Genomic DNA, 14,569 nt, shown 5'->3' with positions numbered 1-14,569 from the left:
TGGCTGAGTTGCGGACAATGTTCGAAGGCGTTCAGGAACCCGGCCGCCCCATAGAAAATGACCGCATTGGACGGACAGGGAATTAAGGATCGAACGCAACGGAAGGCACTTTCATGGAGTGTGGACGAGCAGGATATCGCCGGTCTTTAGCACCGAACCTGTCCAGCCCGGTCCCAGCAGCGTGGTCGTATCGGCCTGCTCCAGGATCGCTCCACCCCGGAACGCGAAGCCTATGGGCAATGTCTCACGCTGATAGATGCTCACCTCCATACGCTCATGGCCGGGAAAACGCACTGTGCGTTTCGGCCTCTCTACATGCCCGCCAGACGGTTCATAGGCCAACGACAACGCGCTTTTCGGTTGCGCAGCCTTGTGGCTGCTTCGCAGATTGACGATGCGCGCAGCTCCGTCATTGCTGTAGCCGTACAGACGCTCGTGTTCGCGCACGAAGTCGTTGTAAAGTCGTCCGAGCGGGTCCTGCTCGTTCACATGGAATGGTATTTGGACGTAGAATGACTGTCCCACGTAGCACACGTCGGCGTAGTATGAGACAGAGACGTTGCTTTCGCTAATCTGCTCCGCCGCAAGAAGAGCTCGACATTGAGTATCAAGTCGATCGAGAACACTGCGAATTGCGGAAGCCTCGGCCCCAGAAATATTCGTTATGAAGGTGCTAGATGCTTCATGCTCGACAGGCGCAGCCAGCAGACCCGAAGCAGCCAGAACGCCTGGGAAGCGCGGAACCAATATCTTGGTCATGCCGAGATCCTCGGCGAGAGCCGTTGCGTGGATCCCCCCCGCACCGCCCAGAGGTACGAGGGTGAAGCCCCGAGGGTCAATGCCCTGACGAGTCGAAACACGACGAACTCCCTCGGCCATCTGCGCGTTGACGACACGGTGCATGCCAAGCGCCGCTTCCTCGACGCTGACACCCAGGGGACGAGCAAGATGCCGCTCGATGGCTTCGTGCGACAGGGAAGGCTGCAAGCGCAATCGTCCCCCCGCAAAATATTCGGGGTCAAGGTAATTCAGAACTATAGACGCGTCCGTTACGGCCGGCCGATCGCCGCCCCTTCCATAACACGCCGGACCAGGCTCGGAACCCGCCGATTCGGGGCCAATCTTCAGCGTACCAGCCCCGTCGATCCAGGCTACAGAACCCCCACCGGAGCCGATCGTGCTCACATCCACCATGGACACGCGCACAGGATAGCCGGCGATCTGGGTTTCTGAACGGATTTTCGGCTGGCTGTTCTCGACGACGGCGATATCACAGCTCGTGCCGCCGACGTCCACAGTGATGATGTCGCCGATGCCCGCACCGCTGGCGACCTCACAACCGCCGATCATTCCCGCCGCAGGTCCGGATAGAAACAGACGTACGGGCCGCTGACGAACGACGGACGCCGCGGCCAGGCCACCACGCGACTGCATAATCTGCAACGGCGCAGCAACACCGGCAGCCTTCAAGTTATCTTCCAATCGCTTGAGATAGGTATTCACGACCGGCTTGACGTAGGCATCGAACGCGGTGACCACCGTGCGCTCATATTCACGGAAAAGCGGATCGACCTCTGAAGAAATCGAGACTGCAAGATGCGGATAACTTTCTCCAATAATGCGACGGGCCTCGATTTCGTGAGTCGGATCTAGGAAGGAAAAAAGGAAGCATATGCCGATAGCCTCGACCCCCGCCGCAACCAGGCGCTCGGCAGCATCGATCACAGACTGAGGGTCGAGCGGGGTAACCACCTTGCCTGCCGCATCCAGCCTCTCATCGACCTCAAGGCGCAGGCCGCGGCTCGCAAGGAAGACCGGCGTCTCAGGGTGGAGAATTACGCTATACATATCCTCTCGCAGCTGACGCCCGATCTCGAGAATGTCACGGAAGCCCTTCGTAACCAGAATGCCCGTGCGGGCCCCCTTGCGTTCCAGAACTGCGTTGGTGGCGGTGGTGGTGCCGTGCATGAAGCGTTTTATTGCCTCGGCGGGAACATCCCAGTTCTCCCTGGCGAAATCCACGGCACTGAGAATTGCCCTGCTCGGATCTGCCTTGGTAGTGGGAATTTTCACCACCCGGATTGCGTTGCCCGGTCCGTAACACACCACATCGGTAAAGGTGCCGCCCACGTCGACACCGATTGTAACGTCTGACGATCCGGTAGTCTGGGGCATGCTCACCATAACTCCTGAATTCTCCTAGCTCGATCAAGGGGGCGCGTCATATGGCCGGCGCAGGGCTTGTGAACAACGCATATCATTGCACTAGGTCGTTTGTCCATATTCAATCACAATAACAGCTAAAAAATCGCCGGTGGAATGGGTTTTCCTAGGTTAAAACAACGGCTTACAAAAGAACACATAGGGCTGAATGTACTGTGACAAATCTCTTGCATGTAAGCGACGCTTGCCGTAACATCGCGGACTGCAAGCAACTGATGGAGGCAATCCGTGGACCAGCCCGACCCAAAAAGCCTGGATCCGATCACGGTCGAGGTCGTGAGGCATAAATTGGACGGCATAGCCAACGAGATGGAGGCGACATTGTTTCGCAGCGCCTTCTCGACGATCGTGAAAGAAGCGCGGGATGCGTCGGCGAGCCTCTTCACGGTTGAAGGCGAAACGCTGGCGCAGGCGATTGCGATCCCCATTCATCTGACCACGCTGATACCGATGGTTAAAGCGGTGCTGGAGAGCTTTCCGCGCGAGGAAATGCGTGATGGCGACGCTTACATCCTGAACGACCCGTACACGGCAGGTGGCACACACCTGCCCGACTTCGCGGTGGTGACTCCTATTTTCCACGATGGCGAAGTCATCGCTTTGGCGGCCGCGCTGGCGCACCATCAGGACGTCGGCGGAATGACGCCGGGATCGACCCCAACGAATGCAACAGAGATTTACCAGGAAGGTATCCGCGTCGCACCCATGAGGCTTGTTGACGCCGGAAACTACGATCACAGGCTGGTTCGCACACTTCGCCTCAATGTACGTCTCCCAGATATCTTTAATGGAGACCTGAACGCTCAGTTGGCGGCTTGCAAAATTGGCCAGCGCCGCATCCAGGAGCTGGCCGACAAGCTCGGTGCGAAGATGACAAAGACGATCTTCGCCGATCTTCTGGACCGCTCCGAGCGCCTAACTCGCGCAGCGATCTCCGCGCTCCCAGACGGAGAATACCAGTACGTCGACTATCTGGACAATGACGGCATCGATTTGGACGCCCCGATCCGCATCGAGGTAAAGGCTGTGATTAAGGGAGACAGCATAACTTTTGATTTTACCGGCACGAACGGACAAGTTCGTGGCCCGTTCAACTGTATGCCATCAGGCGCGCTGTGTGGTGCCTGTTTTGCAGTCCGCGCCATCGGCGGATCCGACATTCCTACAAATGGCGGTTGCTTCCGTCCCATACAGATGGTGCTTCCGGTAGGCTCGCTGGTCAATCCACTGGAACCTGCACCTCTCGGATGCCGCACCGCAACGATCAAGCGCCTGACTGGAGTGATTCTGGGAGCCGTACGTCAGGCAGCCCCGAAGAAAATCCCGGCCGATTCGGCAGCCCAGCTCGTCAATATTGACTATGGCGGCTCCGTGCCGAGCCATGGGCGTTTTGTGATGACGCAGGTGCTCGTAAGCGGTTCGGGAGCAAGCATGGGTACTGATGGCGTGGACGTGATCGAGACTGATGCCACCAACACAGGCAATGTCCCGGTCGAATCGGTGGAGATGGAGTCGCCCCTCCGAATCCATCGTCTAGGCATAGCGCCCGACAGTGGTGGCGCGGGCAAGCAGCGCGGCGGACTCGGATGCTATGAAGATATTGAGCTTCTGGAAGGCGAGGTGACGCTCTCTTATCGCGGGGAACGCCACTTCCATGCGCCTGCAGGTGCCGATGGCGGGTTGCCGGGAGAGAAGAGTTTCGCCTATATAATCCGCGCTGACCAGTCGAAGGAAATCATCAAGTCCAAAATAGTCACCAAGATGAACAAGGGTGACCGACTTGTATTTCAGACAGCGGGAGGGGGTGGCTTTGGAAAGCCGGAGCAACGTGATCGAAAATTGCTCACACAAGACGTCTTCGACGGTAAGGTAAGTCGGGAACGTGCCATCGATATCTATAAGCTGAACGAAGCGGACCTGGATTGCTCAAGGCAGCTCCCCGCCTAATCGGCAACGTTAATAGCGGGTAGTACTGACAGGCCTCCGGCTTTCTGCGGTGCGCCAGAAAAAACATCCTATTCCAATCTTCAGATGAGATAAATCAAATGAGCAAGACGAGCTGGAAAGGCATACATAGCGTCCTAGTGACGCCATTTACGCCAGATGGAAGAATCGATTTCGAACGTTTTAAGGAACTTGCGCTCGAAAATATTGCCAACGGCGCCGACGGCCTCATTGCTTGCGGCAGCACCGGCGAGTTTTACACAATGACGGTCGAGGAACGCGTCTCCCTATTCAAAGCAACCGTGGAGGCCGCAGCAGGAAAGGTTCCGGTAATTGCCGGTGTGTCGGATCTTCGCAACGACGTGGTTATGGGATTGTGCGCAGCCGCCGAAGCCGTCGGCTGCGACGGTATTCTCGCGCTGCCCCCAATATACGCAAAGCCGGACCTAAGGGAGACGGAGCTCTTCTACAAGCGCGTTGCCGCAGCAACGAGACTGCCAATTATGCTGTACAACAGCCCGGCGAGGATTGGGGTGAACATGACCCCTGATCTGGTCAGCAAATTGGCTGATATCGAAAATGTGGTCGCCATTAAGGACTCCTCCGCTGACATTCAGCAGGTGACCGAGTTGTGCGCGAAAGTGAAGGATCGTCTGGCCGTATTTGTCGGGTATGAAACAATGATTCGCGCCGCCCTGCCTGTGGGCTGCGTCGGTGTTGTCGCCATGGCACACCAGCTATCAGGCAAGCTGGTACGCAGCTACTATGACGCGTGCGTTGCCGATGACATACTGACGATCGATCGGCTCGAGCCTGCGTTGTTCGCGATCTATCGGTGCTTCAAAGCGGGAAGTTTCTACGCCGGTATCAAGACCGTCATGGCAATCCTCGGCCGGCCAGTCGGACCTCCGCGCGAGCCTTTGCTTCCCTATTCCGAGACCCAGGTGGAAACCGTGCGTTCAATATTGGCCTCAGCGGACGTGCCTGGCGTCATCGCTTCCGTGAAATAAAGCATCAGTTCTGCCCTGCACCTCTAAGGCATGACGTCTAGCGTTCTGTGCCGCGCTTCCTCTGATTGCATCCGCGACACTCTGAAATGAAGCACTGAAAGAAGACCGAAATGTATGATGAGAAAATCGAGCTGCTGATCGGTGGTGTCTGGCGTCGTGCGAGCGATGGTCGAGAGCAGGATCTAATAAACCCCGCAACTGAGCAAGTGCTGGCCAAAGTGCCCTTGGCCAGCCAAGCTGACATCGAAGAAGCGCTCGCGGCCGCCGCCGCAGGCTTCAAGCTCTGGCGGGCGATGACAGCACAGCAACGCTACCAGATCATGATGAAGGCCGCGGACCTGATACAGGAACGCGAGCAGCAGATCGGCAGAATCCTAACGCTGGAAAACGGCAAACCGCTGGCCGAGTCTGTTCCCGAAGTCCGTTTTTCCGCTGATGTAACCCGCTGGTATGCCGAGGAAGGCAAGCGTGCGTATGGCCGCATCGTTCCCGCCCGTTTGCCCGGTGTACGCCAGATGGTGTTCAAGGAACCAGTTGGTCCAGTGGTGGCATTCGCGGCCTGGAACTTCCCAGCGAGCAACGTGATCCGCAAGATCGCTGGCGCGATGGGCGCAGGCTGTTCCGTGATCGTCAAGCCGGCAGAGGAAACTCCGGGGACTGCTGTTGCCATGGCCCGCTGTTTCCAGGAAGCGGGGCTGCCGGCCGGTGTACTTAACGTCGTCTTCGGTGTGCCGGATGACGTTTCCAGCCAATTGTTGGCATCGCCAATTCCGAAGATGCTGACGCTGACCGGCTCAACCCCTGTGGGCAAACTCCTCCAGAAGCGCGCGGCCGATACGTTGAAACGCTCCACATTGGAACTGGGCGGACATGCGCCTGTGATTGTACACGCCGATGCCAACGTCGAGCACACGCTGAAAACTCTTATCGCCGCCAAGTTCCGCAACGCCGGACAGGTGTGCACGTCGCCAACGCGCTTCTTCGTCCACGAGAGCCTGTACGGCGAATTCGTTGAGGCTTTCGCCGCTCGCGCCAGCGCCTTGGTTCTGGGCAATGGCCTGAACCCGACCACCCAGATGGGACCGATGATCGCCGAGCGTCGCCTGGGTGTGATGGAAAGCTTGGTTCAGGATGCCGTCGCGGCGGGGGCGCGGCTGATGACCGGCGGCAAGCGCAGCAGCAATTGCGGCTACTTCTTCGAACCAACCGTCCTTGCGGATGTACCTGCGAATGCTCGAATCCTGAGCGAAGAGCCGTTCGGCCCGCTTGCTCCCGTAATGCCGTTCTCGTCCTTCGACGAGGTCATCGAACGGGCAAACAGCCTTCCCTACGGCTTGGCCTCGTTTTGCTTCACGCAGAGCAACGCATTGGCTGCGAAAACTGAAGAAGGCCTGGACGCTGGGTTGGTAGGCGTTAATCACATGATGGTGTCCACCCCGGAAACCCCGTTCGGAGGCGTGAACGAAAGCGGCTTTAACTCGGAAAGCGGTGTGGAAGGCCTCGAAGCGTTTCAACGAACCAAATTTGTCACCGAACTCTCCGTCATGTGAGCCCGCTAGAGTCTCGGCGAAACTCCGCGGCAGCGGATATGGGAGCGCAAATGAGTTTGCAGGCCCCAACGAAGTGTCATTCGCGGTTTCGGCTATGGCTCGCGCCGACTAATCCGAGAGCATTTCACGGTTCAATCATAACTCCTCAGGGCACGACTGGCGCGCTTGCTGTGATGCCAAATTTGAATGTCCGGTCCACCCTGAGAGTGTCAATACGGAGCAAGGAACTTGGACGAGACACGCCCCGACTGGCAGCCCGATCCGATGAAGCCCGGGACCCCGATCATTCCACAGGCTGAGTGGTACCTCCCGCCGTACAACCGTTGGACATTTCAGCATGTTAGCGAGATGACGCCGACCACACCCATCTGGCGCGGATCGGGCCCAGTCCTGCCGCTTCCGGAGCGGATAACGGATATTGGTGGGATCGAATTCGAGCTGGCCGGACGGCGCTCTACCGTTCGCGAATTCTTAGACAGCAGCTTCACTGACGGATTCCTTATACTGTCCCGCGGCGAGGTCATAGCGGAAACGTACATGAACGGTCTGAAGCCGCACCGCCACCACCTTGCTATGTCAATGTCAAAGTCGATTGTGGGCGCGGTGTGCGGCATACTTGTGCACAGGGGACTCATAGACACCGGCAGCCCGGTGACCCAGTATCTGCCTGAGCTCGAAACGACGGCCTATCGTGGCGCTACGGTCCAGCAGGTTCTGGACATGAGCACTGGCGTGATGATTACCAAGCCTTACACCGAGCCCGGTACCCATGCCTACATGCTCTTCCAGGCTGCGGGTTGGAGACCGTTAGATTATCCCGAGCATCCTCAGACCACGTGGCAGCTCATCCTAATGCTAACGGAGCTACAGCGCCCCCATGGCGCATTATTCGAATACCGGTCGGCTGAGAGCAATGTGCTCGGCTTCATCCTCCAGCGTGTGACCGGGATGCCGCTCGCGGATCTCATCAGCACCGAACTGTGGGCGCCGATGGGGGCGGAGCGCGATGCGTACATCACCGTCGATCCTGGCGGCTTTCCCAGCGCCGATGCGGGGTTCAATGCCACCCTTCGTGACTATGCTCGGTTCGCTCTGCTACACCTGCGCGGCGGACGGCTCCACGGGGCGCAGATCGTTCCCTCAGAATGGATCGAGGAGACGCGAAAGGGCAATCATGACTTGCTCCAGGGCGGTGATCGCGTTGAGCTTCCCAGAGGTGCTTATCACAACCAATTCTGGATCGAGGATCCTGAGCGACGAGGGTTTATGTGCGTTGGACACGGTGGCCAGTGGATCTATATCGACCCGGAAACCGACTTCGCGGCGGTGAAGCTATCTTCTTGGCCCGATGCGGAGATGGATCGTTACGTCGAGACGCTTGCGGCGATCCGCGCCATCAGGGATGCGTGCGCGGTTCGCTGAAGGTGACGCTCTATCGGCACTGTCTCACAGGGTCATAGGAATTGTACCAGGACGCGTCAGTCGCTGATTTGCGGCTTCGTTCCAGAATTTTCAAATTGAAACAAGCTCTTGTGGGAAAACAGCACTGGGTCCGATGTGTGTACCTTTGCAGCCGCACGATTTTAGGCATGAGGTTTTGACATATGTTCCTTCTAAATGTCCTATTGCAATGTTTTGATTGTTCGATTATAAGACATGGCAAGGCTCACCTCTTCACGGGCGGCGGAGGGTGCAAGTTGCCGTTCGAGGTAGAGCCTGGTTACGTTACTAAGAAATCCCGGCCAATGGCGGTCAATGGGAGCAATAGGGGAGAACAAAAATGAGTTTTCGGATGAACCGCAGACGTTTCATGCAGTCGACCTCGTCCGCTCTGGCAGTCGGGGCGCTGTCTTCCGTAGCTGGTCGAGCTTCGGCGCAATTACCGGGGGAGCTGCGAGTAATGGTGGGCGGCGGCGATTGGGGGAAAGCCAATATCGAAGCCTATGTAAAACCGTTCGAGGCCGAAACCGGCATCAAGGTTCAGACGATCACCGACGATATTCTTCTCGCTCAAATGGAGCTAATGGCACAAACAAAAAATGCCACTGTCGACGTTGTTGTTATCGGCATAGGTGATATCGGCGCCGCAGTTCGCAAAGAACTCGTCGAAAAGATCGATTATTCAATCTATAAGAAGGATGAACTTGACGGTATCTCTGCCGCATTTAAACACCATTATGCGATTGCCTCCTCAGTCTATTCTTTCAATATGGTCTATAATACGAAGGCATATCCGCCGAATAAGCCAAGGCCGACCTCCTGGTCAGAGTTCTGGGACACCGAGAAGTTCCCTGGGCTGCGGGTGATGCGGTCGGGGGATTCCGGCGAAGGGCCTTGGGAGGAGGCGCTGCTGGCGGACGGCGTTCCTGCTGATAAGCTGTACCCGCTCGACATCGACCGTGTTTTTGCAAGCCTGGATAAGATAAAGCCTCATGTGCGAAAGTGGTGGGCGGCAGGATCAGAGATTCAGCAGATACTGCACGACGGGGCAGCAGATCTTGCGCATTCGTTCGATGGCCGCGCCCAGTTGCTGATTGATCAAGGGGCGCCGGTAGAGATTAATCGAAATCAAGCCAAGTTGACCTTTGATTATTGGGTGATTTCAAAGGGTAGTCCGAATGCTGAGAATGCCCAGAAGTTTCTTGAGTTTGCCACTCGGGCCAAGAATCAGGCGAAATTTTCGCAGCTCTTTTCCCTCGGCCCGAGCAATCTAAATGCATTTAAACTCATTCCCGACGACATCGCTCGCAAGCTTGCGAGTCATCCTGACTATAAGGCCAATAGCATCCCTCGTAATGCACAGTGGTACAGTGAGGTTGGTACGGACGGCCTGACTAATCAGCAGCGATTTGCGGAACGCTGGAAGGAGTGGTCCCTTTAGCGCTCACGCCCGGTATACTCGGCAAGGCGGCCTATTGCCGCCTTGCGCCCTTTATCCGTATGGAGCCATAATGTCGGATGTCACCGTTCATCAACAGCGCGTGCCCTTAGCCTTCGCTCAGCCAAATATCGGACCGGATAGCGACCGTCTTGCCCCGCCGCAGATCGAATTTCGCAACGTCACCAAAATGTATGGGAAGGTCACTGCGGTTAGAGATTTGTCGTTATCGGTTCGTCGCGGCGAGTTCTTGACCGTTCTTGGCCCGAGCGGTTCGGGCAAGACCACAGCGTTGATGCTGCTTGCGGGCTTCGAGGCGCCAACCCGTGGCGACGTTTTGATTGCTGGACAGTCGGTCGCCGCAGTGCCGTCCTATCGGCGCGACCAGGGGATCGTCTTTCAGAGCTACGCGCTGTTTCCGCACCTGACCGTGCGACGGAACCTTGAATTTCCGCTCGAAATGCGAGGTATAAAGGCCGCCGAGAGGGCGGCTCGGGTCGAGCGCATGCTTGAGCGCGTGCATCTTGGGGATCTTGGCGGCCGCATGCCATCTCAACTGAGCGGCGGCCAACAGCAACGGGTGGCCCTTGCCCGTGCGCTGATTGCCGATCCGCCATTCCTGCTGCTCGACGAGCCGCTCGGCGCGCTCGATCGCAATCTTCGCGAGCAAATGCAGATCGAGATGAAGAATCTGCACAAAGAATTTGGGATCACCACCCTATGCGTTACGCACGATCAAGAGGAGGCGCTAACTCTTTCGGATCGCATCGTGGTCATGCGCGCCGGACAGATTGAGCAGATCGACACGCCGGAGGCCCTCTACGACAGGCCGGCGACACGCTTCGTGGCAAAATTTCTCGGAGAAGCCAATATCCTTGAGATCGCGGATTTGGAGATCGAGGCATTGCAGCGTCCGGGGAGCGTGGCGATGATACGACCGGAACGTATATGCATTGCCGCCCCTACCAGACCGAAGCGCGCGAACTCGGACCAGCGTCAGTTCGTCACGGGTATCGTCGACGACATGATTTTTGCCGGTCCGGTGCGGAAGTACCATGTGCGCGCCGCGCGTAGCATGCTCATCGTTCGGGAACATGTCGCGGCAGACCAGCAGGTCTTTTGGCCCGGCGACGAGGTGCGGCTGGACTGGTTGCGGTCCGATGTCCGCTTCGTCGCGTTGTAGGGTGCTGAGAAGGCAGAGACTGATGAAAAAGCGTATGTTAGGGCGAAGCCCGATATGGCTCACCGTGCCGGCTTTGGCTGTCCTGCTCGTCGTCTTCTCCATGCCGCTCATTCAGCTCTTCCTAACCAGCCTCAATGTGCCGGCCTTCTCGCTAGCCAACTATCAGGCGTTTTTTGGCCGACCGGCGTATGTTCGCGTGCTATTCCAAACTGTCGAGATAAGCGTCGTGGCTACTGCCATCTGCCTTATCATAGGCTACCCAATGGCCTATCTGATCCTGGCCGGCTCAAAGCAACTTCGCATAACGCTGATTGCACTGGTCATCATCCCCTATCTCACTAGTGGGTTGGTCCGCACCTATGCATGGATAGCGATCCTCGGCGATCGCGGTCTAATCAACAACCTGTTTCTCAGTCTTGGTATTATATCCAGTCCGCTTCCGTTAATATACAACCGTGCCGCCGTTTACATCGGCATGGTTCACATTATGCTCCCTATGATGATACTGCCGCTGGTCAGTGCAATGATCGGTGTTGACAAGTCGCTAGTGGCAGCGGCGCGCAGCATGGGAGCAACGCCGTTCACTGCCTTTCGGCGTGTGTTCCTGCCACTCACCCTGCCAGGCATTCGCAGTGGTTGTCTGTTGGTCTTCGTTGTTTGCTTGGGCTTCTACATTACTCCAGCCGCTCTGGGCGGTCTGGGCGACGCAATGTTGTCAAACTTTATTTCTTCACAAATGGCGACGTCCTTTAACTTTGCGCCGGCTGCTACTGCCTCCTTCATCCTTCTGGCCGTTGCCGCAGTGGTGCTATCCTTCGTTGGACTCGATCTTTCCGGTGCGCAAGGCTCAGGCGCCAAGCCAGGGTGGAAGTCCTATTTTGCGCGGCTCCCCGTATTCGATAGCCTGAAGCGGTACTTTGACAAGATTGGCACTCGACGCCGCGCGTCCCGATGGGGGGCCGGGCTGTATCGTTCAGAAGGTCCTAACCGTCTGGCAAAAATCGTTGGCTTGGTATTCGTAATACTTGTCTTGTCTTACCTGCTTTTTCCGGAAATTCTCGTTGTAGTAATGTCGTTTGGCGCTGGTAGTTTCCTTGAATTTCCGCCTTCAGGGCTTTCTCTGCAGTGGTATAGAAATTTTTTTGGTGACCCTTCGTGGAACGGCGCCGCCTTGATCAGTATTCAATTTGGCATTGTTGTCGCCGTCTTTGCGACCTTCGTAGGAACGGTCGCCGCATATGGTCTCAGCCGCGTACAACCGCGTGCACGCGGTTTGCTCAACATGGTCATTCTCACCCCGATCACCATCCCGGTTATCGTGGTCGGCATCGCAGCCTATCTTGGGCTCTCAGATTTTGGACTAATCGGTTCAAAGGCAGGCATTGTGTTAGCCCACAGTCTTGGCGCAATCAGTTACGTTGTAGTGATCGTATCGGCAACCTTCACAAACTTTGACAGACGGTTAGAGCAGGCAGCTATGAGCATGCGCGCGGGACCGGCGCGAACCTTCTGGAGGGTAACACTGCCAATAATAAGACCAGGAATTATCGGCGGCGCCTTCTTTGCGTTTCTACACTCCTTTGACGAGGTTGTGATCACGTCATTGGTTAGCGGGTTCGCGATCCGAACGCTTCCGCTGAAGATGTGGGAGAATATACGGAATCAGATTGATCCAACTATCGCAGCAGTGGCGTCATTATTGATGCTCCTCCCAGTTCTCTGGTTGGTCATTCTGTATTTCGCATGGTGGCGGGCACAGCCGAGCGCGCGCGTGTTGGACCAAACGATGGCAACAAACCCTGGTGATGCATGACCTCTACGCCTACAGCAGGCCTGGCTTCTGGTATTCCATTTCCCAAATCGGAATATGATCGTCGGCAGACAGAGGTGCTTGAGGCGGTGGAGAGAGCCGAACTCGACGCACTGTTAGTGACCGCCCACAGTCATCTTCAATATCTTACCGGATATGACGGGAAGGGTGGGTATTTCAGACCTTTTCCCCTGATACTTGTGCCAGGCCGGACCCCGACATTTGTGGTTCGCGAGTATGACGAGCAGACGGTCCATGCATACAGCTGCGTCGATGAAATCGTTCCGTATACTCATCAGGCGGACTTCGCCAAGGTATGTGGACAGGTTCTACGCCGGTACGGATTGCAGAACAAAGCGGTTGGATTTGAGCTTGGCTGCTGGGGTCTCGCGCCAGCCGATTTGAGCGCCATTGAGGCGGAGCTTCCAGGTATTAGGGTTGCTGACGCGACTCGGATTGTTCCATCGATTTCGGCCGTGAAAAGCGAGCTGGAACTTGAGGCGATGCGCGATTCTATGACCATGACGGATCTTGCAATAGTCACATTTCAGAATTCATTGAAGGAGGGCATAACCGAAACCGAAGTTGCTGCAGCCATCCGTGATGAAGTGGAAAGATCCGGCGGTGAGGGAGTTATGCTAAACTCCTTGAACTTTGGAGAGCGAACGAAATTGCCGCACGGAGAGCCGCGGCGTCATGCGATCCGAAACGATGAGCCTGCAACGGTTGAAGTTGGCGGCATTAGAAAAGGGTATGTCGCGGGGGTGTTTCGTAGTGCTGTACTTGGCCGCAATGCTGGGACCGAATCGCTCCACCGTTTGGCGGAGGCGGTGCTTGAAGCAGCAATTGCTGCCATCAAGCCCGGTGTAACAGCGGGAGAGGTGAACGCGGCGGCGCGAAAGGTGATCGACAGCGATGGACGTCCTAGGGTCCTTCGAAACCGCACTGGCTATCAAACCGGGATCAATTGGTCGGACCGTGGCGCGCTGAGTCTCGAGCCCGAAGCGTCGGATATTCTCAAACCCGGAATGACCCTGCACGTTCTAGTGATTCTGTACAGCGAAAGCGGGTACATGGTCGGGACCAGCGAGCAAATTCTTGTCACGGATCACGGCGCCGATATCATGAGCAGCACACCGCATACTCTGTTTCGCGCATGATTTTCTAGCAACAACCTACGTCAAGCGGTGACGCCTTTTGACGCGCCCATCCACTCTCGATAGAAAGAAGTGAGTTCTTATGATAGCGCGTCCGCGTTCTCTCGGAATTATGTGCATCGAATGGGTAGGGCCAGATGGTAGTCCGCCTCCAGTTGTATCCGGCTCGATGCTAAATCCAGCAACCTATGACTTCCCGATAATCAAGGAAACGATTCGTGGAGCTTGGGCGACTGATGTTGTTCGTGGCAATCCGGCACTTGAGCCGGCCTATATCGAAGCTGCCCAGCGCCTTGTTGAAAGAGGCGCGGTCGCAATAACCTCGGACTGTGGTTTTTCGATCCGCCATCAAACAGCTGTGGCCAATTCGGTGAACGTTCCTGTCGCGACGTCAAGCCTGCTTCTGGTGCCAGCCTTGCTCCGTCAATTGCCGTCGTCTTCCAAGTTGGCCATCATAACCGCTGACTCAAGGGTCTGCGGCTTCGAGTTGCTAGGCGTTGATGATCCAGTGCAAAGGTCAAGGTTGGTCATCGGCGGGGTCGAAGGAGGAAAGTTGTTGCAGAACGAGATGAGGCGCCCGCCTGTGCCAACCGACGTTGCCGATATTGAGACTGATGTCGCCGGATGCATCACACGAATCCGCGCCGAGCATCCTGAAATCGCAGCCATTCTCTTTGAATGCACAGGCTTCCCAACCGTATCTCACGCGATGCGTCGCACAACAAAGTTGCCGATCTACGACGTTGTTGGACTCTGCAAGATGATGATGGCTTCGATTGGTTGAGGGTGTCGCGTTAGGCGACTTAAGGAGGGT

At 56.6% G+C, this 14,569-nt stretch carries 10 protein-coding genes; 9 read left to right on the top strand and 1 reads right to left on the bottom strand.

The genetic code is table 11. The features are described 5' to 3' along the window. Window positions 1-111 precede the first annotated feature (111 nt). On the bottom strand, window positions 112-2,175 hold the full coding sequence (locus NKI85_RS35950; protein ID WP_352780573.1) for a hydantoinase/oxoprolinase family protein: 2,064 nt from the start codon (window positions 2,173-2,175) through the stop codon (window positions 112-114). A gap of 276 nt (window positions 2,176-2,451) precedes the next feature. Here NKI85_RS35950 and NKI85_RS35945 point away from each other — a divergent pair, with 276 nt between their 5' ends. From NKI85_RS35945 to NKI85_RS35905, 9 genes are all read left to right on the top strand, one after another. Continuing rightward, window positions 2,452-4,170: a hydantoinase B/oxoprolinase family protein gene (locus NKI85_RS35945; RefSeq protein WP_352780571.1), complete on the top strand. Its 1,719-nt coding sequence runs from the start codon at window positions 2,452-2,454 to the stop codon at window positions 4,168-4,170. A gap of 98 nt (window positions 4,171-4,268) precedes the next feature. Next, window positions 4,269-5,177 carry a 4-hydroxy-tetrahydrodipicolinate synthase gene (gene dapA, locus NKI85_RS35940; protein WP_352780569.1) on the top strand — a complete coding sequence of 303 codons (909 nt, stop codon included), beginning with the start codon at window positions 4,269-4,271 and terminating at the stop codon, window positions 5,175-5,177. A 110-nt stretch (window positions 5,178-5,287) separates the two neighbouring features. Continuing rightward, entirely contained in the window at window positions 5,288-6,727 is a 1,440-nt protein-coding gene (locus tag NKI85_RS35935; RefSeq protein ID WP_352780568.1) for an NAD-dependent succinate-semialdehyde dehydrogenase, read from the top strand. Between the two features lie 228 nt (window positions 6,728-6,955). Then, window positions 6,956-8,149, top strand: coding sequence for a serine hydrolase domain-containing protein (locus NKI85_RS35930; protein ID WP_352780567.1), 1,194 nt, complete (start codon window positions 6,956-6,958; stop codon window positions 8,147-8,149). Window positions 8,150-8,507: 358 nt separating this feature from the next. After that, entirely contained in the window at window positions 8,508-9,608 is a 1,101-nt protein-coding gene (locus tag NKI85_RS35925) for an ABC transporter substrate-binding protein (protein WP_352780565.1), read from the top strand. A 187-nt stretch (window positions 9,609-9,795) separates the two neighbouring features. After that, the gene (locus NKI85_RS35920) at window positions 9,796-10,788 is read left to right on the top strand and encodes an ABC transporter ATP-binding protein (RefSeq protein ID WP_352780574.1); all 993 of its coding nucleotides are present in this window, start codon (window positions 9,796-9,798) and stop codon (window positions 10,786-10,788) included. 22 nt (window positions 10,789-10,810) lie between these two features. Then, on the top strand, window positions 10,811-12,601 hold the full coding sequence (locus NKI85_RS35915) for an ABC transporter permease subunit (protein WP_352780564.1): 1,791 nt from the start codon (window positions 10,811-10,813) through the stop codon (window positions 12,599-12,601). Then, window positions 12,598-13,758, top strand: a complete 1,161-nt coding sequence (locus NKI85_RS35910; RefSeq protein WP_352780563.1) for a M24 family metallopeptidase — start codon at window positions 12,598-12,600, stop codon at window positions 13,756-13,758. Before NKI85_RS35915 ends, NKI85_RS35910 begins: the two co-directional genes overlap by 4 nt. Window positions 13,759-13,924: 166 nt before the next feature. Beyond that, on the top strand, window positions 13,925-14,539 hold the full coding sequence (locus tag NKI85_RS35905) for an aspartate/glutamate racemase family protein (RefSeq protein ID WP_352780561.1): 615 nt from the start codon (window positions 13,925-13,927) through the stop codon (window positions 14,537-14,539). Window positions 14,540-14,569 lie beyond the last annotated feature (30 nt).

Origin of the sequence: Mesorhizobium sp. M0571, from assembly GCF_040320985.1 — a bacterium.
In the GTDB taxonomy this organism is placed as follows: domain Bacteria; phylum Pseudomonadota; class Alphaproteobacteria; order Rhizobiales; family Rhizobiaceae; genus Mesorhizobium.
This window is presented reverse-complemented; position numbering and strand designations above follow the sequence as displayed.